Annotated in this window: 26 protein-coding genes; 11 read left to right on the top strand and 15 right to left on the bottom strand. The window is 68.3% G+C overall.

What is annotated here, in order from left to right:
• Positions 1–8: 8 nt before the first annotated feature.
• Positions 9–794: a 3-hydroxybutyrate dehydrogenase gene (locus ACEN8G_RS00225; protein WP_413418017.1), complete on the top strand. Its 786-nt coding sequence runs from the start codon at positions 9–11 to the stop codon at positions 792–794.
• A gap of 34 nt (positions 795–828) precedes the next feature.
• Complete coding sequence (locus ACEN8G_RS00220; protein WP_413418019.1) at positions 829–1,455, top strand: DUF4893 domain-containing protein; 627 nt, start codon at positions 829–831, stop codon at positions 1,453–1,455.
• 62 nt (positions 1,456–1,517) lie between these two features.
• On the opposite strand, the gene ACEN8G_RS00215 is transcribed toward ACEN8G_RS00220, so the two are convergent.
• The gene (locus ACEN8G_RS00215) at positions 1,518–1,871 is read right to left on the bottom strand and encodes an endonuclease domain-containing protein (protein ID WP_413418021.1); all 354 of its coding nucleotides are present in this window, start codon (positions 1,869–1,871) and stop codon (positions 1,518–1,520) included.
• A gap of 245 nt (positions 1,872–2,116) precedes the next feature.
• Between ACEN8G_RS00215 and ACEN8G_RS00210 the strand changes: the two genes are divergently transcribed.
• From ACEN8G_RS00210 to sugE, 4 genes are all read left to right on the top strand, one after another.
• Complete coding sequence (locus ACEN8G_RS00210) at positions 2,117–3,424, top strand: amidohydrolase (RefSeq protein WP_413419125.1); 1,308 nt, start codon at positions 2,117–2,119, stop codon at positions 3,422–3,424.
• 12 nt (positions 3,425–3,436) lie between these two features.
• Entirely contained in the window at positions 3,437–3,874 is a 438-nt protein-coding gene (locus tag ACEN8G_RS00205; RefSeq protein WP_413419127.1) for a hypothetical protein, read from the top strand.
• Between the two features lie 133 nt (positions 3,875–4,007).
• Positions 4,008–4,394 (top strand): NAD(+)--rifampin ADP-ribosyltransferase, encoded by a 387-nt coding sequence (arr, locus tag ACEN8G_RS00200; RefSeq protein WP_413419129.1) that lies wholly within the window; start codon positions 4,008–4,010, stop codon positions 4,392–4,394.
• A gap of 118 nt (positions 4,395–4,512) precedes the next feature.
• A complete protein-coding gene (gene sugE / locus ACEN8G_RS00195; RefSeq protein WP_413419131.1) occupies positions 4,513–4,833 on the top strand; it encodes a quaternary ammonium compound efflux SMR transporter SugE in 321 nt (106 codons plus the stop codon).
• Here sugE and dmeF read toward each other — a convergent pair.
• Together dmeF and ACEN8G_RS00185 are read right to left on the bottom strand one after the other, a co-directional pair.
• Positions 4,830–5,735 carry a CDF family Co(II)/Ni(II) efflux transporter DmeF gene (gene dmeF, locus ACEN8G_RS00190; protein ID WP_413419133.1) on the bottom strand — a complete coding sequence of 302 codons (906 nt, stop codon included), beginning with the start codon at positions 5,733–5,735 and terminating at the stop codon, positions 4,830–4,832. The two genes, sugE and dmeF, sit on opposite strands and share 4 nt — an antisense overlap.
• An 8-nt stretch (positions 5,736–5,743) precedes the next feature.
• Positions 5,744–6,019, bottom strand: coding sequence for a metal/formaldehyde-sensitive transcriptional repressor (locus tag ACEN8G_RS00185; RefSeq protein WP_413419135.1), 276 nt, complete (start codon positions 6,017–6,019; stop codon positions 5,744–5,746).
• A gap of 91 nt (positions 6,020–6,110) precedes the next feature.
• Here ACEN8G_RS00185 and ACEN8G_RS00180 point away from each other — a divergent pair, with 91 nt between their 5' ends.
• The gene (locus tag ACEN8G_RS00180; RefSeq protein WP_413740705.1) at positions 6,111–6,989 is read left to right on the top strand and encodes a LysR family transcriptional regulator; all 879 of its coding nucleotides are present in this window, start codon (positions 6,111–6,113) and stop codon (positions 6,987–6,989) included.
• Here ACEN8G_RS00180 and ACEN8G_RS00175 read toward each other — a convergent pair.
• From ACEN8G_RS00175 to ACEN8G_RS00160, 4 genes are read right to left on the bottom strand one after another with little or no spacing between them, the layout of a single operon-like run.
• Complete coding sequence (locus ACEN8G_RS00175; protein ID WP_413417369.1) at positions 6,901–7,497, bottom strand: hypothetical protein; 597 nt, start codon at positions 7,495–7,497, stop codon at positions 6,901–6,903. The two genes, ACEN8G_RS00180 and ACEN8G_RS00175, sit on opposite strands and share 89 nt — an antisense overlap.
• A complete protein-coding gene (locus ACEN8G_RS00170) occupies positions 7,488–7,697 on the bottom strand; it encodes a cold-shock protein (protein WP_413417371.1) in 210 nt (69 codons plus the stop codon). The genes ACEN8G_RS00175 and ACEN8G_RS00170 overlap by 10 nt, the downstream gene beginning before the upstream one ends.
• The gene (locus tag ACEN8G_RS00165; protein ID WP_413417373.1) at positions 7,691–7,975 is read right to left on the bottom strand and encodes a hypothetical protein; all 285 of its coding nucleotides are present in this window, start codon (positions 7,973–7,975) and stop codon (positions 7,691–7,693) included. Before ACEN8G_RS00165 ends, ACEN8G_RS00170 begins: the two co-directional genes overlap by 7 nt.
• Positions 7,972–8,145, bottom strand: coding sequence for a hypothetical protein (locus ACEN8G_RS00160; protein ID WP_413417375.1), 174 nt, complete (start codon positions 8,143–8,145; stop codon positions 7,972–7,974). Before ACEN8G_RS00160 ends, ACEN8G_RS00165 begins: the two co-directional genes overlap by 4 nt.
• A 230-nt stretch (positions 8,146–8,375) precedes the next feature.
• Between ACEN8G_RS00160 and ACEN8G_RS00155 the strand changes: the two genes are divergently transcribed.
• Positions 8,376–9,500: an alpha/beta fold hydrolase gene (locus tag ACEN8G_RS00155; protein ID WP_413417377.1), complete on the top strand. Its 1,125-nt coding sequence runs from the start codon at positions 8,376–8,378 to the stop codon at positions 9,498–9,500.
• Between the two features lie 166 nt (positions 9,501–9,666).
• Here ACEN8G_RS00155 and ACEN8G_RS00150 read toward each other — a convergent pair whose 3' ends face one another.
• From ACEN8G_RS00150 to ACEN8G_RS00140, 3 genes are all read right to left on the bottom strand, one after another.
• Positions 9,667–10,620 (bottom strand): cation diffusion facilitator family transporter, encoded by a 954-nt coding sequence (locus tag ACEN8G_RS00150; RefSeq protein ID WP_413417379.1) that lies wholly within the window; start codon positions 10,618–10,620, stop codon positions 9,667–9,669.
• Between the two features lie 9 nt (positions 10,621–10,629).
• Positions 10,630–10,980, bottom strand: coding sequence for a hypothetical protein (locus tag ACEN8G_RS00145; protein ID WP_413417381.1), 351 nt, complete (start codon positions 10,978–10,980; stop codon positions 10,630–10,632).
• A gap of 140 nt (positions 10,981–11,120) precedes the next feature.
• A complete protein-coding gene (locus ACEN8G_RS00140) occupies positions 11,121–11,867 on the bottom strand; it encodes a Bax inhibitor-1 family protein (protein WP_413417383.1) in 747 nt (248 codons plus the stop codon).
• A 95-nt stretch (positions 11,868–11,962) separates the two neighbouring features.
• On the opposite strand from ACEN8G_RS00140, the gene thpR reads away from it, so the two are divergent.
• Positions 11,963–12,499, top strand: coding sequence for an RNA 2',3'-cyclic phosphodiesterase (thpR, locus tag ACEN8G_RS00135; protein WP_413417385.1), 537 nt, complete (start codon positions 11,963–11,965; stop codon positions 12,497–12,499).
• A gap of 13 nt (positions 12,500–12,512) precedes the next feature.
• Here thpR and ACEN8G_RS00130 read toward each other — a convergent pair whose 3' ends face one another.
• The gene (locus tag ACEN8G_RS00130) at positions 12,513–14,816 is read right to left on the bottom strand and encodes an ATP-binding protein (protein WP_413417387.1); all 2,304 of its coding nucleotides are present in this window, start codon (positions 14,814–14,816) and stop codon (positions 12,513–12,515) included.
• Between the two features lie 176 nt (positions 14,817–14,992).
• Between ACEN8G_RS00130 and ACEN8G_RS00125 the strand changes: the two genes are divergently transcribed.
• A complete protein-coding gene (locus tag ACEN8G_RS00125; RefSeq protein ID WP_413417389.1) occupies positions 14,993–15,844 on the top strand; it encodes a DUF2306 domain-containing protein in 852 nt (283 codons plus the stop codon).
• 15 nt (positions 15,845–15,859) lie between these two features.
• Here ACEN8G_RS00125 and ACEN8G_RS00120 read toward each other — a convergent pair whose 3' ends face one another.
• A complete protein-coding gene (locus tag ACEN8G_RS00120) occupies positions 15,860–17,143 on the bottom strand; it encodes an alginate export family protein (protein ID WP_413417391.1) in 1,284 nt (427 codons plus the stop codon).
• Positions 17,144–17,960: 817 nt separating this feature from the next.
• On the opposite strand from ACEN8G_RS00120, the gene ACEN8G_RS00115 reads away from it, so the two are divergent.
• Positions 17,961–18,272 (top strand): hypothetical protein, encoded by a 312-nt coding sequence (locus ACEN8G_RS00115; RefSeq protein ID WP_413740704.1) that lies wholly within the window; start codon positions 17,961–17,963, stop codon positions 18,270–18,272.
• An 87-nt stretch (positions 18,273–18,359) separates the two neighbouring features.
• Here ACEN8G_RS00115 and ACEN8G_RS00110 read toward each other — a convergent pair whose 3' ends face one another.
• The 3 genes from ACEN8G_RS00110 to ACEN8G_RS00100 form a co-directional block, all read right to left on the bottom strand.
• Positions 18,360–18,824, bottom strand: a complete 465-nt coding sequence (locus tag ACEN8G_RS00110) for a low molecular weight protein-tyrosine-phosphatase (RefSeq protein ID WP_413417393.1) — start codon at positions 18,822–18,824, stop codon at positions 18,360–18,362.
• A gap of 23 nt (positions 18,825–18,847) precedes the next feature.
• Entirely contained in the window at positions 18,848–19,345 is a 498-nt protein-coding gene (locus ACEN8G_RS00105; protein WP_413417397.1) for a superoxide dismutase family protein, read from the bottom strand.
• A 91-nt stretch (positions 19,346–19,436) separates the two neighbouring features.
• The gene (locus tag ACEN8G_RS00100) at positions 19,437–20,477 is read right to left on the bottom strand and encodes a hypothetical protein (protein ID WP_413740703.1); all 1,041 of its coding nucleotides are present in this window, start codon (positions 20,475–20,477) and stop codon (positions 19,437–19,439) included.
• Positions 20,478–20,669: the final 192 nt, after the last annotated feature.

The raw sequence follows: 20,669 nt of genomic DNA, 5'->3' as shown, positions 1-20,669 counted from the left end.
AGTATTCGATGTTCCTCAAGGGCAAGTCCGCCATCATCACCGGTTCCACCTCGGGCATCGGCCTCGCCTATGCCAAGGCGCTGGCCGCCGAGGGCGCGAGCGTGATGATCAACGGCTTTGGCGACGCCGCCGCGATCGAGAAGGAGCGCGCCGCGCTCGAGGCGACCAGCGGGGCCAAGGCGCTCTACGACGCCGCCGACATGACCAAGCCGGACCAGATCGATGCGATGGTCCGGCGCTGCCATGACGAGCTGGGCGGGCCGCACGTCATCATCAACAATGCGGGCATCCAGCACGTCGCGCCGATCGAGGATTTCCCGGTCGAGAAATATGACGCGATCATCGCGATCAACCAGTCCTCGGCCTGGCACATGACGCGCGCCGCGGTGCCGTTCATGAAGGCGCAGAAATGGGGCCGGATCATCTCCACCGCCTCGGCGCATAGCCTCGTCGCCAGCCCGAACAAGAGCGCGTACGTGATGGCCAAGCACGCCATCGCCGGCCTGACCAAGACGATCGCGCTCGAAGTCGCCACCTATGGCGTCACCGTCAACTGCGTCTCGCCGGGCTATGTCTGGACCCCGCTGGTCGAGAACCAGATTCCCGACACGATGAAGGCGCGCGGCCTCACCCGCGAGCAGGTGATCAACGACGTGCTGCTCGATGCGCAGCCGACCAAGCAGTTCGTCACGTCGGAACAGGTCGCCGCGCTGGTGCTTTTCCTTTGCCGGGACGAGGCGGCACAGATTACCGGTGCCAATTACTCGATCGACGGCGGCTGGACCGCCGCTTAAGGCGACGGCTTGGCGCCTGAAGAAGGGAAGAGGCATGAAGGGGATCCCCGCCGCCGCGGCATTGCTCGCGATCGGCCTCACCACCGGCTGCAGCGTCTATCGCGACGCCACCGCCACGCGCCCGCCCGCCGGCTGGAGCTGGCGCAAGGTGATGTCCGAGGCGGATGCCGACCGCATCCGCCAGTGGCGCCGTGCCTGGGACGATGGTCTCGCCCCCGCCAAGGCCTCGGCCCCCGCGGCGATCGCGGCGGATCCCAAGCTGTTCGATCCCGACGTCGCGCTCGCCCATGCCCTGCCGCCGGCGGGCGACTATCGCTGCCGCACGGTGAAGCTCGGCTCGCAGCAGCCGATCACGCAATATTTCACCGCCTATCCCGCCGGCCAGTGCCGGATCACCGTGCAGGGCAAGGAGACGCATTTCGTCCGGCTCGACGGCCAGCAGCGCCCCGACGGGCTGATCTACATGAACACCGATGCCCGGGCGATGTTCATCGGCGTCATGGTCCTCGGCGACGAGACCGCGCCGCTGCGTTATGGTGTGGATCGCAAGCGCGACATGATCGGCTATATCGAGCGTATCGACGAAAACCGCTGGCGCCTGGTCCTCCCCTATCCCGGTTTCGAATCCAAACTCGACATCATCGAGCTCACCCCGGCCTGAAAAAATCCTCCCTCGCGAAGCGGGAGAGGGGGACCATTCGCGAAGCGAATGGTGGAGGGGGCCTATCGGCCGGACACCACGTCGAGAATGTGCCGCAACACAGCGTCCAGATCCCGCAGCACCTCGGCGGCGGGGACGCGCAACACGCCCACGCCAAGCTCCACCAGCCATGCTTCCCTGGCCGCATCCCGCGCCGGTTGGTCGCCCCGGCCATGAATCTCCCCATCCACCTCGACACATAGCCTCGCCCTGGCGCCGTAGAAGTCGAGTACATAGGGACCGGCGGGATACTGCCGGCGAAAGCGCACGCCCGGTACCTTGCGCAGCTCTTGCCACAGCAGCACTTCGGGCAGCGTCATCTCGCGCCTAAGTCGCTTGGCCGCTCGCTTGCCGCCCGACCAGCCCTTCAGCTCCATCGGTGTTCCCCCTCCACCACAGGCTACGCCGGCGGTCCCCCTCCCCCGCTCTGACGAGCGAGGGAGGATTTGATACACCAAAAATTCCTCCCTCGCGAAGCGGGGGAGGGGGACCGTTCGCGAAGCGAATGGTGGAGGGGGCCTCGCCGCAAGCGAATAGCCCCACGGGCACGCAAACCCCACCCGACGGGTTTGACACACCTCCATCCCCAAGCGACATTCCTCGCTCCATCAGGGGGAACCATATGCTTCGGTCGCTTCTTCTCGCCACTGCGATGACCTTCACCACGCCTTCCATCGCCGATCCGGTGCACGACGCGACCCAGGCCGCGCTTCCCCAGCTCATGGAATTCTACCGCGACTTCCATGCCAATCCCGAGCTCAGCACGCATGAGGTGAAGACCGCCGCCAAGCTCGCCGAGGAGGCGCGCAAGGCCGGCTACAAGGTCACCGAGAAGGTCGGCGGCACCGGGGTGGTCGCGGTGCTCGAGAACGGTCCCGGCCCGGTCCTGCTGATCCGCGCCGACATGGACGGCCTGCCGGTGACCGAGGCGACCGGCCTGCCCTTCGCCTCCAAGGTCCGCACCACCAATGACGAGGGGATCGAGAGCGGCGTGATGCACGCCTGCGGGCACGACACCCATATGGCCAGCTGGATCGGCACGCTGCGCAACCTCGCCGCGATGAAGGCGAAGTGGCGCGGCACTGTGGTGATGATCGCCCAGCCGGCCGAGGAGCGCGGGCTCGGCGCCCGGGCGATGCTCGACGACGGGCTGTTCACCCGTTTCCCCAAGCCGCAATTCGCCCTGGCCTTCCACGACAGCGCCGGTGCCCCCGCCGGCCAGATCGGCGTCACCCCCGGCTATGCGCTCGCCAATGTCGATTCGGTCGACATCACGGTGAAGGGCGTCGGCGGGCACGGCGCCTATCCGCAGACCACCAAGGACCCGATCGTCCTCGCCGCGCGCATCGTCGGCGCGCTGCAGACCCTGGTCAGCCGCGAAGTCGATCCGCAGGAAGCCGCGGTGGTCACCGTCGGCATGATCAAGGGCGGCTCGACCCACAACATCATCGGCAGCGACGTGACGATGCTGCTCACCGTGCGCAGCTTCAAGCCCGAGGTGCGCAAGCTGCTGCTCGACGGCATCGCCCGCATCGCCAGGGGCGAGGCAATTGCCGCGGGTGTGCCCGACGATCGCATGCCCGAGGTCAAGGTCCGCGACAATTTCACCCCCGCCACCTTCAACACCCAGCCGATCACCGACCGGATGAAGACGCTGTGGACCGCGCGCTTCGGCAAGGACCGGGTGGTCGAGACCAAGGCGGTGATGGGCGGCGAGGATTTCAGCCGCTACTGGCTCGCCGACAATTCGATCCAGAGCCTGATCTTCTGGGTCGGCGGCGTGCCGGCCGACAAATGGGCGGCGTCGGACAATGGCAAGAAGCCCCTGCCCTCGCTCCACAGCGCCTATTGGGCACCCGATGCCGAGGCGGTGGTCGGCACCGCGACCGAGGCGATGACCGCGGCGGCGCTGGATATCCTCAGGAAATAGTCTCTCCGCGCCATGCCTCTTTTCAACCGGCGCCGCTGGCCGGCGCCGTCGCCGTTCCTGAGTGCCGCGCTGACCGGCGCCTATGTCGGCATCGCGCTGCAAATGGCGCTGGGCCTATCGACGGAGTCCCTCCCCGACTGGTCAGAGATCTGGGCGGTACCGCTCGTGCTCTTCTTGTACGGGCTGTTCGCGCTGCCTTTCGTCTCGCTGGGCCTGGCCCTGTGCGGCATCCCTGCCGCCCGCCTGCTCCATCGCTGGCGTGACCGCCCCTGGATGGGGCTGGTTGCGGCGGTCTCCGGCGCGCTCGCCGGCAAGCTCGCTTATTATGCCGTGGATCACCTGCTGTTCTTCGGCAACTACCGGCTCTGGTCGATCGAGCCCCTCGATCTCGGCCTGTGCTACGGCATCCCGACAGGCCTCGCCTGGTGGTGGTTCAAGCGCAACGATTGAGGGATGCGAGGCACGGCCGAGTCGTCGCGGCCTCTTCCCACTATCATTGTCTAACCCGGAACCGGGATTGCGGCAAGCCGGGGTCCCTGTTGCATATGGCTGCCCTCGATTCGCAGACGAGGAGCAACGGCACATGATGTACTATCACGGTACCCGCGCGGACCTGGCTCCCGGCGACCTCATCGCGGCGGGCCATGCCTCCAACTATGGCGCGCGCAAAGCCAATCCCTGGGTCTATTTCGCCGGCACGCTCGAAGCCGCGATCTGGGGCGCGGAGCTGGCGCAGGGCGAGGGGCGTGAGCGCATCTACATCGTCGAGCCGACCGGCGAATTCGTCGACGATCCCAACCTCACCGACCAGAAATTCCCCGGCAATCCCACCCTTTCCTACCGCTCGCGCGCGCCGCTGCGCGTCACCGGCGAAGTCGAGCAATGGCAGGGCCATGCGCCCGAACAGCTACAGCACATGAAGGACGCGCTCGCGCGGCTGAAGGCACAGGGTATCGAAGCGATCGACTGACCCGCCTTGATCCGGTCGCCGCGCCGCCCTAGATCACCGGCGCGGCGACCACGTTCCCGTCTCCCACGCGGAGGGTCAAGACCGGGACGGCCCGGCAGCTCTGTTCAAGGAGGCTGCCATGGTGTGGTTCATTCTCGTGATTGCCGGTCTGCTCGAAGTCGTCTGGGCCTTCTTCATGAAGCAGTCCGAAGGCTTCACGAAGCTCGTCCCCTCGATCGTCACCCTGGTCACCATGGGCGCCAGCTTCGGCCTGCTCTCGCTGTCGATGCGCAGCCTGCCGCTCGGCACCGCCTATACGGTATGGACCGGCATCGGCGCGGTCGGCGCCTTCGCGGTGGGCGTCATCGTGCTCGGCGAGCAGGCCAGCCTGATGCGCCTCGGCGCCGCCGCGCTGATCGTCTCGGGCCTGGTGCTGATGAAGCTGTCCACCGCGAACTAGGGCCGGCACTCCACGGTGAGGTGCGCCAGCTCGCGCACCGGCGCCAGCCGCACGCGGACCGTATCGGCATCCATGCCCGCCACGCAGACGATCGCCGCCCGCGCCTCGGGCCCGACCCGCCAGACATGCAGGTCGAGTATCCGCACGTCGCCGAGCAGTCCGCGCACCTCCCCGGCGACGTGCGCGTCGGTCCGGTCGAGCAGCACCGCCGCGGTGTCGCGCATCAGGGTCCAGGACCAGCGCGCGATCACCACCGCGCCGACGATCCCCATCGCCGGGTCCATCCAGCCCCAGCCCAGGTACCGCCCGGCGAGCAGCGCCGCGATCGCCAGCACCGAAGTCAGCGCATCGGCGAGGACATGGACATAGGCCGAGCGGAGGTTGTTGTCGTGGCCGTGATGGTGGTGATGCCCGTGATCATGCCCGTGATGATGATGATGGTGCCCGCCCGATAGCAGCGCCGCGCTTACCAGGTTCACCGCCAGCCCCAGCACCGCGACGATCGCCGCTTCGCCGAACGCCACCGCGGTCGGCTCGAACAGCCGCAGCACCGATTCCACCCCGATCCCCAGCGCGATCAGCCCCAGCACCATCGCCGAGGCGAAGCCGGCCAGGTCACCCACCTTGCCCGTCCCGAAGCTGTAGGCGGCGTTGCGCGCATGCTTCTTCGCATAGGAATAGGCGATCGCGGCCACCGCCAGCGCCCCGGCATGCGTCGCCATGTGGAAGCCGTCGGCGAGCAGCGCCATCGATCCGGTCCAGTATCCGGCGACGATCTCGCCGACCATCATCACCGCGGTCAGCGCCACCACCCACAAGGTCCGCCGGGCATTCTCGTCATGCGCGGCGCCCAGGAAGACATGCTCGTGCGCAAGCGCTTCGATCTCGGAAAGGCTGGCCATGGGGAATCCTATTTCGAATAGCGGCGGATCACCGCCAGCAGCTCTTCTGCCCCCTGCGCACGCTCGGCATCGCTGAGGCCCGGTGCGGCGACATGCGCATCGAGGTGATCGGCGATAATCGCGTCGAGCAGCCCGTTCACCGCGCCGCGCACCGCCGCGACCAGCTGCAGCACCTCGGCGCAGCCCGCCTCGCCCTGCAGCGCCCGCTCGACCGCGCCGACCTGCCCGCCGATGCGCCGCACCCGCGCCAGTAGCGCGGCATTGTCATGGGATAGATGTGCCATATACCCCTACCCCCTATAGGTATATCAGCCCAACGTAAACCCATCGCCCCATCTGGCGTCCGCCATTAGCTGAACTTATGCTCGCGCCCCGATGGTCCGCCCCCACCTCCCCCTCAACGCCCTGCGCGCCTTCGAGGCGTCGGCGCGGCACCAGAGCTTAACCCCCGCCGCGATCGAGCTGTGCGTGACCCAGGCGGCGATCAGCCACCAGGTGAAGGGGCTTGAGCAGCGGCTAGGCGCGCAGCTCTTCCGCCGCCTGCCGCGCGGACTGGCGCTCACCGACGAGGGGCTGGCCCTGCTCCCTGCGCTCGGCGACAGCTTCGATCGCATAGCCGAGCTGGTCGAGGGAATCGCCAGCGGCACTGCGGCGCAATTGCTCTCGGTCGCCGCGGTCGGCACCTTCGCAACCGGCTGGCTGCTGCCGCGCCTGCCCGGCTTCCACGCGGCGCACCCGCGCATCGACCTGCGCCTGTTCACCAACAACAACCGCGTCGACCTGGCCGGCGAAGGGCTCGACTATGCGATCCGCTTCGGTGCCGGCGCCTGGCACGGCACCGAGGCGGTGCCGCTGATCGAGACGCCGCTCACCCCGCTCTGCACGCCCGAACTCGCCGCGCGCCTCGCCATCCCCGCCGACCTGCTGACCCTGCCCTTGCTGCGCTCCTACCGCGCCGACGAATGGCCGCGCTGGCTGGCCCAGGCGGGCATCGCGCCGCCGCCGCTGCGCGGGCCGGTGTTCGACAGCTCGCTGGCGATGGCCGAGGCGGCGATCCAGGGCGCCGGTGTCGCGCTCGCCCCGCCGGCGATGCTCACCCGCCATCTCGGCGAAGGCCGGCTCGTCCGCCCCTTCGATCTCGAAGTCAGCACCGGCCGCTACTGGCTCACCTGGCTCCAGTCGCGCAGCCCGAGCCCGGCAATGGCGGCGTTTCGAGAGTGGATACTGGCGGAACTGCCAACCCCGCCTCGCTGAGCAGCCGCGCCGCCAGCGCCCGATAATAGAGGCAGATGTCGAGCAACTCGCGCGCCGACGGGTCGAGCCGCTCGCCCACCGCGACGCGGAGCAAAGTCCCACCGCCGGCGCCGTGCCAGCCGATTGTCATCACCGCGCCGCCGCGTGCGTCGCCCCGCCGCACCAGCCCACCGCAATGGAACAGGCAGTCGCGCGTGCGCCCCAGCGCCAGCAGCCGCGCCCGGTCAGGGTCGGCCACGTCCAGCGCCTCGCGCAGCCGCGCCACCAGATTGGCGGTGTGCCGCTCCTGCTCGGGCAGTGCGATTCCCCGCGCCGCAGCGATCGCCAGCACGAGCAGCTGGAGGAAGCGGTCGAGCTCGCGCAGCCCGTTGCCGATCACCTTGGCGCGGTACGGCCCGGCGATCGTCCGCGCCGCGCCGGCATCGAGTCCCCGCCCCAGGAACTGTGCCCCGCGCTCCAGCGTGACATGCGCGCGGGCGAGTTCCCCGCCCCAGCCGCTCAGCCGCAAAGCTTCAGGTCGTGCGCACAGGTCTGGCCACGCGCGTCGGTGCGCAGCGCATAGGTGACGCGCTGGTGCGGCTCGAGCCGGTCGAGTCCGCAGACCCGCAGCGCGCTTTCATGGACAAAGGCATCCTCGCCGCCCTTGTCCGCACGGATCACGCCGAAGCCGGCGGAGGCATGGTAGAAATAGACCGTCCCGCTCAGCATGCGGCAGCCTTGCGCGCGGCAATCGCCTGCTCCACCGCGGCGAGCCCTTCTGCGCTGGCCACGGCAAGGTCGAGCGGTCGCCCGCCCAGCGCGGCGTCATGCCCGTTGAGGAAGCTCGTCGCCGCATCCCGGCCCAGCGCCTCGAAGGCCAGGCGCGCAGCCCGGCCCTGCCGCTCGGCGGACTCGGGATCGAGCCGGACCGTGTTGAACTGCTTGCGGAAGGGCTTGGCCGGAGTCCGCGCTTCCTCGGCCACCACGGGCGAGTTCGCCTCGCTCATTGGGCAGCCAGGATCGGCTGGTTCGCAGCCAGCAGCGTCCGCAGCCCGGCGATCCGCTTCGCATAGCCGCGTGCCAGTCCTTCATGGGCATGACGCGCCTCCACCGATGCGGCGGCGCTTGCGCGCATCAGCGATATCTGGTGGCGGTGAAGGAGATAATTGAGATCCATGATGTGCCTCCGCAGCCTGTAAGCGGGAGCGCACAAGTCTCTCAGCCGCGGGCGCCTACATGTCGGAACTGCTCGCGATGGCTTGGTCATAGCATGCTACCGACGCAGGAGATAGCGCGCGCTGCGCCCGCGCCTGGAAATAGATCGTTCCGCAAGCGATGGATCGGGAGCTTGCAGGTTGAGGGCGTCCGGCCAATCTGAGATAACGCTGCGACCAAAGGAGGCCCGACATGCTGCGCATCCTCTTGTCCGCGATCCTGTTCCTCGTCGCCCTGCCCGCCACCGCGCTGGCCCAGAGCCCCGGCACGCTGATCTCCGCCGATCCCGTGCCCGGCGGTCCCGAGGCGAGCCGGTCCTGGCGCATCGCCTATTGGACCAGCGACGCGCGCGGCCGGGCGATCCGGGTCACCGGCATGGTCGTCGCCCCGCGTGATCGCGCGCCCGCGCCCCGCCGGGTGATCGCCTGGGCGCATGGCACCTGGGGCGTGGTAGAGCGCTGCGCACCGTCTCTGAGCGCGAACTTCTGGAGCGCGACGCCCGCCCTTACCGACATGCTCGCCCGCGGCTATCTCGTCGTCGCGCCGGACTATCCCGGCCTCGGCTCGCCGATGCCGCATCCCTATCTGGTCGGGACCGACACCGCACGCTCGGTGCTCGACGCGGTCCGCGCCGCCCGTTCCCTGCCCGAGGCCGGTGCCGGCCGCGACTTCGCGGTCTGGGGCGAATCTCAGGGCGGCCATGCCGCGCTGTGGACCGCTACCGAAGCCGCCCGCTACGCGCCCGAACTCCGCCTGGTCGGCACCGCCGCCGCCGCGCCGCCCACCGACCTCCCGGCCAATCTCCGTTCGGGCAGCGACCTCAATGTCCGCGCGATGCTCGCCGCCTATGCCGCCTATAGCTGGTCGGAGCATTTCGATCATCCGCTCTCCAGCCTGTTCAACAAGACCAATGCCGGCGTCGCCACGCGGCTGGCACGCAACAATTGCGTCGAACTCGGCAAGAACCCGCGGATCGGCACGATCCTCGGCATCCTCTCGATCCGCAATGCGCTGCGCAGCACGGACATGGGCCGGATCGAGCCCTGGGCCGGCATCGCCCGCGCCAACAGCGTCCTCCCGCGCGCCGTGCCCGGCCCGCTGCTGATCGCCCAGGCCAGCGACGACACGGTGGTCGCCCCCGCCGTCACCCGCAGCTTCGCCGTCCAGCGCTGCCGCACCGGCGCGCCACTGCGCTATGTCGCGCTGCCCTCGGGCGGCCATGCCGGCGTCACCCGCGGCAGCGCCGCCGTCACGCTCGACTGGCTCGACGCGCGCTTTGCCGGCGAACGGCCCTCCAGCGATTGCGGGCGGATTTAGAAACTTCCCCTCCCTGCAAGGGAGGGGCTAGGGTGGGTTAGAAAAGGTCGGGCTCGATGCCCGGCCTTTTCTCTATTCAACGTCACGGTTGGCTGGGCTCGCTGCGCTCGCAACCCACCCCCGACCCCTCCCTTTCAGGGAGGGGAGCACGTCTGAAGCCAGAAATTCACCCCATCGCAACCGCGTCCACCGCATCCTCGCGCTTCTCAGGCCGGATATAGATCGAGCTGAGCTTGGGCTCCTGCGCCTTCAGCCGGTGCTCGAGCCGCTCGATCAGCGTCTCCGCCTCGCCCATCGGCAGCGCGTCGGCAAAGTCCGCGCTCACCGCGACGAACACCCGGTCGGGCGCGGTGTGGATGGTGCGGACATGGTTGACATGGGTGATGCACGGCTCGGCCTCGAGCAGCGTGCGGATCGCCGCGATCATGTCCGGGTTGGCCCGCTCGCCGATCAGCAGCCCCTTGGCTTCGCGGGCGAGCAGCATCGCCACGCCGGCCAGGATCACCCCGATCACGATCGAGGCACAGCCGTCGATGCGCGGATCGCCCCAGTGATGGCTCGCCCATACGCCCGCGCCGGCCACGACCAGCCCGGCCAGCGCCGCCGAATCCTCGAACAGCACGATGAAGCCAGACGGGTCCTTGGATTCCTTGATCGCCTGCCACCAGCCGAGATCGCCCTTGCTCCTGGCGAACTCGCGCATCGCGATCCACCAGCTCGTCCCCTCCAGCGCGAAGGCGATGGCGAGCACGACATAGTTGATCAGCGGGTCGCGCAATTCCTCGGGCGCGGCGATGTGCTTCCAGCCTTCATAGACCGACACGCCGGCACCCAGCCCGAAGATCAGGATGGCGACGATGAAGGCCCAGAAATAGAGTTCGCGACCATAGCCGAAGGGATGGTCGGCGTCGGGCGGCCGCTTGCCGCGATATTGCCCGTAGAGCAGGAGGCCCTGGTTGCCGGTGTCGACCAGGCTGTGCACGCCCTCGGTGAGCATCGAGGAAGAACCGGAAATCGCGGCCGCCACGAACTTGGCGACCGCGATCCCGAGATTTGCGGCCAGCGCCGCATAGATGACGATGTTGGCGCGCCAGCCTGACGCTGCGGGCGAGGCCGCCACTGGCCGGCCTTAGCCGAGGCCGATCTTCGACAGGATCCTGCCGACCACGCCCTTGTCCTCGCCGCCCTTGGCGAGCCTGGCTTCCTTCTTGGGGTCATAGCCCGAGCTTTCGGGAAGCTCGCTGGCGCTGTGGCTGTGCACCGGCTGGGTCGAAGCGGGCGGGTCCGACGCGTCCATCGACTCGTCGAGCGCACGGTCGAGCCGTGCCTCCTTGCTTTCCGGATTGCGGTAGAGCCGCTCGACGATCGACTCGTCGGTGCCTGCGTCCGCCGACTGGGCCGGCGTGCGCTTGGTCTCTTCATCCGGTCCCGGTGCCACCGACATGCGGTCCAGCGCCGGGTCGATCGGGTTCGCGTTCATGGTCACTCTCCTGAGCGTTGCCCTGATGTAACGAACACAATTCGATTCCCGTTCCCGCAGGCGACGCGGCCCGGGCGCAAAAGAAAACGGCCCGGCGAGTTTCCCCGCCGGGCCGTGATTTCGTGTTCCGTTGCCGGAACTTAGTTCCGCTGGCTGCCGAACAGACGGAGCAGGAACAGGAACATGTTGATGAAGTCGAGGTAGAGCGTCAGCGCGCCCATCACCACGGCCTTGCCCTGCATGTCGGTGCCGCCGACATAGGCATACATGCTCTTGATCTTCTGCGTGTCATAGGCGGTCAGGCCCGCGAACAGCAGCACGCCGATCGCGCTGATCGCCAGGCTCAGCGGTCCCGAGTTCAGGAACAGGTTGACGATCGAGGCCACGATCAGGCCGACCACGCCCATGATCAGGAACGTGCCGAGGCCCGACAGGTCGCGCTTGGTGGTGTAGCCCCACAGGCTCAGGCCGGCGAAGCCCGCTGCCGTGGCGAAAAACACCTGCGCGATCGAGGTATCGGTATAGGTGAGGAAGATCGTCGAGAGCGACAAGCCCATCAGCGTGGCATAGGCCCAGTAGAGCGCCTGCATCGCCGGGGTGGAGAGGCTGCGCTGTGCGAAGCTCATCACCAGCACGATGCCGAGCGGCGCCAGCATCACGATGAAGCCGAGCGCGTTGAGGCTCTGCCCGCGCGCGGTCTGGGTCAGCATCACGTCGATCGCGCCGCTCTTGGCGAAGACGAGCGCGACGATGCCCGTCAGCAGCACGCCCGAAGCCATGTAGTTGTACACGGACAGCATGTACGACCTGAGCCCCGCGTCGCGCGCTTCCGCGCCCGCGCCGGCCCTATAGGGCGCGCCCGTCCGGGGATCCGACCATTCAGCCATTTCAAAACTCCTTTGCCCGGCACCTGCCGGATAGGTGTAATATCGCCCTGATACGGGGTGTTTTCAAGCGAAACCCGGGCGGCTAGTCCCTGTGTATGATCCGCCTGTTCGTCGGCCTGCGCCTTCCCGCCCCCATCCGCGCCCAGCTGCTCGCGCTCGGCGGCGGCATCCCCGGCGCGCGCTGGCAGGACGAGGAACAGCTCCACATCACCCTGCGCTTCATCGGCGACGTCGACGAGCGCGCCGCCGAGGATGCAGCGCTCGCGCTCTCCGCGGTGCACTGGCCACCGGTCGAGATCGCGGTCGAGGGTGTCGGCACCTTCGACAAGCGCGGCCGCATCCACACCGTCTGGGCTGGTATCCGCCCGCGCGAGGCACTCTCCGGGCTCCACCGCAAGATCGACCAGGCGCTGGTCCGCGCCGGCCAGGAGCCCGAGCGCCGCGCCTATCTCCCGCACGTCACCCTCGCCCGGATGAACAGCCCCGCCGAAGCCGCCGACCGCTTCCTCGAGGCGCATGCCGGCCTGGCGAGCCCGGCCTTCACCCTCGACCATTTCTACCTGTTCGAGAGCAGCCTCGGCCACGAGGGCGCGCGCTACGAGGCGGTGGAGCGGTACCGGCTGGACGGCTGACGCCCCGCCCGAACTACCGCCGCTTCGCCTCCAGCACCGCGCGCACCTTCCGCGCCAGCTGCTCGCGCGTGTACGGCTTGGACAGCAGCTCCACCCCGGCGTCGAGCCGCCCGTCATGGACGATCGCGTTCTCGGTATAGCCCGAGGTGAACAGCACCCGCAGCTCCGGCAGCCGCGCCCGCGCCACCCGCGCCAGCTCGGGGCTCTTCAGCGTGCCCGGCATCACCACGTCGGTGAACAGCAGGTCGATCGCCACCCCGCTCTCGATCACGCTCAGCGCGCTCTGCGCGTCGTTCGCCCGCAGCACCGTATAGCCGAGCTCGCCGAGCAGCTCGACCACCGTCGCCTGCACGTCGGGATCGTCCTCGGCGACCAGGATCGTCTCGGTGCCGCCGCGCATCGCCACCGTCTCGGGCGAGGCGACCAGCACCTCCTCGCGCTTGCGCACGCGCGGCAGGTACAGCTTCACCGTCGTGCCGTGGCCGATCTCCGAATAGATCTTCACATGCCCGCCCGACTGCTTGACGAAGCCATAGACCATCGACAGCCCCAGCCCCGATCCCTGTCCCTCGGGCTTGGTCGAGAAGAAGGGCTCGAACACCTGCTCGATCAGCCCGGGATCGATGCCGCTGCCGGTGTCGGTCACCGCCAGCATGACATATTGCCCCGCCGGCACGTCCGCGAGCCCGCGGGTGTAATCGTCGTCGAGCGAGGCATTGGCCGCCTCGATCGTCAGCTTGCCCGTCCCCTGCATCGCGTCGCGCGCGTTGATCGCCAGGTTGAGGATCGCATTCTCGAGCTGGGCCGGATCGACCTGGCAGTTCCACAGGCCTCCGGAGGTGATCACCTCGATCCCGATCGCCTCGCCCAGCGCCCGGCGCAGCATGTCGTCCATCCCGCCCAGGAACTTGCCGACATTGAGCACCCGCGGCTCGAGCGGCTGGCGCCGGCCGAAGGCGAGCAGCTGGCTGGCCAGCTTCGATCCGCGCTGCACTCCGGCCAGCGCGTTCGCCACCCGCCGCTCGGCCTTGTCGCTGCCCTGCACGTCGCGGGCGAGCAGCTGGAGATTGCCCGAGATCACCTGGAGCAGATTGTTGAAGTCGTGCGCCACGCCGCCGGTCAGCTTGCCGATCGTCTCCATCTTCTGCGCCTGGTGGAGCGCCGCGAACGCTGCCTCGCGCTCCGCCACCGCCTCGGCGACCCGCGCCTCGAGCCGCTCGTTGAGCACGCGCAGCTCCTCCTCGGCCTGAGAGCGCCGCACCAGCTCGCGCTCCACCGTCTCGAACAGCCGGGCATTGTCCATCGCCAGCGCCGCCTGCCCCGCCAGGCTCACCAGGCTGGCCTCCGCCGCCGCGCCGAACCGGCCCGGCTCGGGATGGCCGTAGAGCAGCCCGCCGATCACGTTGCCCGAAGGCGTCCGCACCGGCACGGCGAGATAGGAGCGCACCGGCAGATGCCCTTCGGGCATGCCCAGGAACGGCCCGCTCTGGCCATAGCGCGGATCGACCGTGATGTCGTCGACGCGGATGATCCCGGTGCCGGCAAAGGTCGGCTCGAACAGCCGGGTGATCCGCGGCATCGGGAACTTGTCGAAGGCCGATCGCGGCGCCCCGGCCAGGGCGTAGAGCATGTAGCGCTCGCCCTCGGTCTCGTCGGTGCTGTTGTAGAAGAAGGCGCCGAACTTCGCCCCGATCAGCGCCACGCCCGCGTCCACCGCGGTCTGCGCCACCCGCGCGCTGTCGCGCTCGCCGGTGATCGCCGCGCCCGCCTGGTTGACCACCTCCAGCGTGCGCCTTTTCTCCTCCAGCGCCTCGATCGCAGCGTGCTCGCGCTGCTGGGTATCGTAATGCTCGGTGCGGTCGGCGCTGGTGCCGAAGATGCCGAGCACGCTGCCGTCCTCGCCGCGGATCGGCGTCATCGCCAGGTCGACGCGGATGTCGATCTTCTCGCCGCTGCCGCGCACGCTCTGCACGTGCAGCCCGGGCCGCAGCACCGGCTCGCCGGCATAGGCCCGTTCGAAGATCGCGCCGACATCCTCCCACACCTTGGGCCAGCTATGGCGATAGGAGCGGCCGAAGATGCGCTTGTTCTCGTCGCGATAGGCGTCGAGGATCAGGTCGTTGTAGAAGAAGAGATAGTCCGGCCCCCAGGTGACGAAGGCCCGTTGCGGCGAGGCAAGCATCAGGTCGAGCGCGACGCGCAGCTCGCGCGGCCAGCCCGTGATCGGCCCCAGCTCCGGCACCGCAAAGCCCGGCGCGCGCAGCATCTCCCCGGTTTCGCCGCCATGGCCGGGCCAGGCGGTGTCGGCATTGCCCATCCATGCTCCCCATAGGCCCCCGCCCGGCATGGTTTATACAGCGAAAGCCAAGCAGGAAAAGACAGCGAAAGCGCTCGCGGGCAAGGGTTTGGAACGGCAGGCTAGCACCATTTACAGTGTCCCCCGCCGCCCCGGCGCGATACAGGGCGGGGCAGAGACCAGGACGGAGGCGCGGCATGGCGACACTGGCGGATGCCATCCCGGAACGGGCACCCCGCGGCACGCTCGAGGCGGCGCTGCGGGGCGCGGCGATCCTGCTCGTCGCGGCGAGCTGGCTGAGTGCCGCGCTGTTCGGCGCCTATATCCTCGCTTTCTATGGCGGCACCCTGGCGGGCGGCGCGCCCGATCGCTGGAACGAGAACCTGCCCCGCCTGCACGAGGCCGCGACGCCCTTCGCCACCATCGCGATCGGGGCGCATTTCGTCACCGGCGGCATCCTGCTGCTGCTCGGGCCCATCCAGCTGATCGCGGCGATCCGCAACCGCATCCCCGCGCTCCACCGCTGGCTCGGCCGGCTCTACGTCCTCGCCGCCGCGATCGCCGGGCTGGGCGGGCTCGGCTTCATCCTGGCCAAGGGCACGGTGGGCGGCCCGGCCATGGACATCGGCTTCGGCCTCTATGGCGCACTGATGGTGCTGTGCGCCGCGCTCGCCTTCACCAATGGCCGCGCCCGCCGGATCGAAGTCCACCGCGCCTGGGCGATCCGGCTGTTCGCGCTGGCGATCGGCTCCTGGCTCTACCGGATGGAATATGGCTTCTGGTTCCTGCTGTTCGGCACGGCGGGCCATACCTCCGATTTCCGCGGCGGCTTCGACCTGGTGATGGACTTCGCCTTCTATCTGCCCAACCTCGCCGTCGCCGAGGCATTCATCCGCGCCCGCCGCGCCGATGCCGCGCCTGCGCTGCGCATCGGCGCAGTGGCGGCGCTGCTGGCGGCCAGCGCCTTCATCCTCCTCGCCACCTGGCAGTTCGCCACCCAGATGTGGCTCCCCGGCATGGCGAGCGGGCTGAGCGCGCTCGGCGGCTGACGCGGGAACCGCCGGCTAGAAGCTCGCGGTCAGGTTCAGCGAGCCGTACAGGGTGGTGCCGCCGCGATTGGCATTGGGCGCCTCTTCCAGGAACCGCCCCTTGGCAAGCACCACCGCATCCGCCTCGAAGCGCAGCGCGGCAGGCCGCACCCACCAGCGCAGCCTTGCGTCCCATTGATGCCCCGCGAAACGCCCGGACCGGCCGGTCGCGTCGCGGACGCCGGTGGTGGAGAAGCCGTCCCTCGGTTCGGCCAGCCAGAGCGCATGATAGCTGACAAGGCCGTCGAGCCGCTTCGACGGCGTCACCTCCACGCGCATCCCCGCGGAGGAGATGTTGGCGCGGCCGACCGCATTGTAGAGGCCCGACGGCGCGAGATCGGCGCGGCGCATCCCGAACAGCGTGTCGAAGCGTCCATAGCGGTTGCCGGGGCGGTCGCCGCTGGCGCGGTCATATTCGACGGCGATCCGCGGACGCCAGCCGGTGGGGAAGGTATATCCCGCATCGCCATGGACGAACCAGGCGGACACCGGAAGCGTCGCCGCATTCGCCGCGGTCGAGGCGCTGATCCGCCCCGACTGGTAGAATGCCTCGACCTCGGCATCGAGCTTCCCCGGAGCGGAATCGCGCAGCACGCGCCCGCCATAGGTATTGAGCGAACGGTCGCGCGTCGGCCGGCCCGGCATGTCGCGTTCGCCCAGATGGTAGAAGCTGCCCTCGAGCAGCACGGGACCGAGCGCGCGGGCCTTGGCCACCGTGCCGCCCCACAGCACCAGGTCGAAGCCTTCGCGATCGGGGGCGACGGCGTTGTGCCGCAGCGACGCAGCATCGTCAGGCCGGCGCTGTTGCGGCAGGACGTAGATCAGGCTCGCCGTCACGCCACCTTTGGCGCTGATCTCGGCGTCGAGCCCGGTATAGCCGTTGGTGGTGTTGCGATAATCGTCGGCGGCGACCAGCCGGCGCGAGCCGATGTTCAGCAGGAAGCGCCCGCCCCGGATCACGACCTTCGATCCGCGCCCGAGCGAAACCGCGCCCGAGGCATAGGCCTGCACCAGCTCGAGCGTATTCGTTTCCCCGGTCGTCACCGGCGTCCCCGCATCGCCGCCATAAACCCGGCTGTCCCAGAGCTCGGCCGCCAGGATCACGGGGCCGCTGTCATATTTGGCCAGCAGCGTGGTGCGCAGATTGACCAGGTCGTCGTCGCGATTGAAGCCGGCACGCGGCTGGTTCTCGATCGCTTCGTAGCGGATGCGGACGGTGCCCGATACGTCGAGATCCTGCGCGAGCGCAGGTGCCGGCAACAGGGTCAGGGCAAGGAGATATCGGGGAAGATGCACGCCATTGCGTCCGCTTCTGGAGTTGGACGCGATACTTTGGCTGACGCCTCATGGGGAGACCGCCGCCCCCATGCGCCCGCAATTCCGGGTCTTTGCGGCGCAAGTCAAGCGGGCTGAGCCTCCCAATCCGTCATCCCGTCCTCCCCCGTCATCCCGACGAAAGTCGGGATCTCAGGCAGCAGCGCGGGACAGGAGCCGCACGAGATCCCGACTTTCGTCGGGATGACGAAAGGGTTCAGATGGTCGCGCTTTGGCGAAGACTGACTGCAAAGCATCCTAGCCCTAGTGATCAAGCGCTTCTGATATACGTGTGGACATCTCGCCGCCCCAGGCTTGAACAAGGATCAATTCGTTCTGATAATCTCATTCGACATCACTTCGGAGGCGTCTATGCGAGCGCGCACCCACAAAGTCCTTGGATGGCTTGCCGCCGCGGTCCTCGCCGTACTTGGCGTGATCGGTGCATTCATAACTGATGCGCAGCGCGGCCCAATTTTAAATGCGCTAAGCCAACCTATATGGGCGGTGCCTGCGGCGCTTGTAGTCTTAGCTTGGCTGGCAATATGGCTTCGAACCCGCCCTGTTCCCGATACCGCGGGGAAAATAGAAATCGAGAACATACCTATCGAAAGCTCCTCTGCAGCTGACGGGTACGGCTATTCAGCTAGTGGAGATGCAAGGATTACCGTTTTCGGTGGCACCTCCACAAAAAATAGTCGGGCCGGAGTCCACGCTACCGATCGAGCGCAGATCGAAACGCACGGGTTAAGGGTAGAGGGCAATGGACGAAAATAAACAGGGTCCAGTTTACTTGAATTGGAAATCCATATTGGGAGATATGTGGGCCAAATATGACGGCAGGAAATCAGGCACTCCCAGCTCCACGCGGATCAGCGGAAACGTAGATTACATCTCTGTTGGCTGTGTCGCAGAAGGCAATGGCGGAAATGGGATGACGTTTGAAGGTAATGCGAACAGCATTATTATCGGCGGAAATATCAGGAACAATCGAGGCACCGGCATCCACGCGAGCGACTCGTCTTCCGTAACCGCCATTGACACGAACGTTGAAGGGAACGGCCACGAGAAATAATCCGTGGCAGTCGGTAGGTAGCCAGCTTGATCCTAGTCTCATGAGCTTCCGGCTCAGGGGTCTGTCGCGCATGCCGCAATTTGGGCACTATCGGGCGCGCCCGAGCCGCGCCACCAGCGCCTCCGCCGCGGCACTGACATCGGCCCAGGTCACGTCGAAGTCCCGGTCCTCGCCATAATAGGGATCGGCGACCGAGCTGCCCTCGCGTCCCGCGACCTGGTCCATCAGCAGGCCCAGCTCTGCGCTCGCATCCGCCGGCGCGATCGCCTGGAGGTCGCGCAAATTCTGCCGGTCGAGCGCGAAGACGAAATCGAAGCGGCGGAAGTCCTCGGGCCGCACCTGGCGGGCGCGTAGCCCGGAAATGTCGGTGCCGTGCCGGCGCGCCGCCGCCTGTGCCCGGCGGTCGGGCGAGTCGCCGGCATGCCAGCCGCCGGTCCCCGCCGAATCCACTTCGATATCCAGCCCGGCCTTTTCCGCCGCCGCCCGCAGCGCGCCCTCGGCGAGCGGCGAGCGACAGATATTGCCCAGGCACACGAACAGGACCGACGTCACCTTACCTCCCCCCGTCCGCGCGATCACATCGCGTGGAAGACGCCGCAGGCGATGCGCCCGCCCGAATTGCCCGAGGGGTCAGTCTTGTAGTCGTCGGCATTGGCATGGACGACCAGCGCGGCGCCGTCCTGGTCGAGCAGCCCTGCATAGGTGCCGCCCGGCAGCGTGAAGATCGTGCGGTCGCGGCCGTCATCGCCCACCGAGAGGTTGGGCATGTCGCCGGCATGCGGGCCGGCGGGGTTGTCCTTGCCGTGCTGGTGGCCGGTCGGGTTCCAATGGCCGCCGGCGCTGGCGAAGTCCGGGCCTTCGCACTTGCCGACGGTGTGGACATGGGTGCCGTGCACGCCCTTGGTCATGCCGTGCACCTCGACCATCACCCGGATCGCGCCGTCCACTTCCTCGGCGATCGCCTTGCCGACATCGGTGCCGTCGGCCATCTTCAGGTCGGCCTGGGCGCGGAAATGGCCGGCCATGTAGCGCGCATTCTTCTCGGGCTTCGCACAGCCCGTCACCGCCAACATACTCGCCACAATCAGCAAACCGCGCATCGCCCGCACTCCGGATAAATGTTCCCGTCACGTAATGGCTGTCGGCGCGGCCGGTTCCAAGGGGTCAGCGCAAACATTCTCCGTCCGTCTTGCCGGAGACGCTGCCTACCCCAAGGATGATCCGCGCCCGCCGCTCGAAGGTCAGCGCCTGCCAGCGCCCCGAATTGCCGATCGCGGTGCGGCTCCGCAGGAAGGTGAGGTGGAGCATCTCGTACTGCTCCGGATCGATCCGCCGCTGGTCGAGCAGGCATTGCCAGCGGTCCAGGTTCCACGCCCAGTCGCGCTGCACCCCGTCCTGGTCGATGCTCCGCGCCAGCGCGCCGTACCAGGCGAAGATCGCCCCCAGCCGCTCCCAGCGCTCGCCCTCGGGCATGGCGGCGAGCTTGCGCCGCAGCCGGGCGAGGTCCTCGTCGAGCGGGAAGCCGCCCTGCTGCACCTTGGTATCCACCGCCCAGCGCACCTTCCGGCGCGTGATCGGCCCTTCGGGGAACACCCGCAACAGGTCCTGCCGCACGTCCTCGAGCAGCACCAGATAGGTGTCGAGCTGCACCTGCAGCATCGCGTCGCTCTCGAACAGCGCGTTGAACTCGCCCCAGAGCACCGGGTTGAGCTTGCCGTCGCTGCCATGCGCCGCGAGGATCTTCTCCCGGCACTTCGCCTTCACCGGCACCGCCAGGCAGTCGCGCGAGAAGACCAGCCGGCCATAGACCGGCATCAGCGCCTTGCGCGCGCGCCGGAAGCTGCCGCCCCGCGCCTTCCTCCACGCCTTCAACAGCGGCTGCAGGCTGCCCGTCCCGAAATTCCACTGCGCCATGCCGACCGAGACCAGCTGGCTGTCGAAATTGCCCACCGGCATCGCCCAGCAGCCCATCGTCTCGGGGATCGAGGTCTCGTGCATCTGCGCGAAGATCGCCGCCCGGTCGAGCCCGATCCCGCCCAGCCGCGCGGCACTGTCGGCGTCGATCGCCAGGAAGGGCAGGTCCGCCACTTCGCGGCAAGCCGGCCGCGCGGGCGGCACCGGTGCGACGGGCGCCGCGACCTGCGCCGCCGCCGGCACCACCCCCGCCGCCAGCGCCACCAGCACCCCCGCAACCAAGCCCCGCATCCCCATGCCCGTCTCCTCGCCGCGGATACTCCCCCGCCCGGCCCGCCACCGCAAGCGCCCCGAAACATGGTTACCCGTGCGGGCCCCTCGGACGGATTTCCCTAGGGAATCCGACATTTGCTGCTACTCAAAATGGCGAATTGCGGAATCCCCGGACTAGCTGCCGGCGTTCGCAGCGGCAAATATCCGCCC

It is taken from the genome of Sphingomonas sp. Sphisp66, from assembly GCF_047324325.1.
Lineage (GTDB): Bacteria > Pseudomonadota > Alphaproteobacteria > Sphingomonadales > Sphingomonadaceae > Sphingomonas.
The sequence above is the reverse complement of the archived record's forward strand: the minus strand, read 5'-3'. Positions and strand labels throughout refer to the sequence as shown.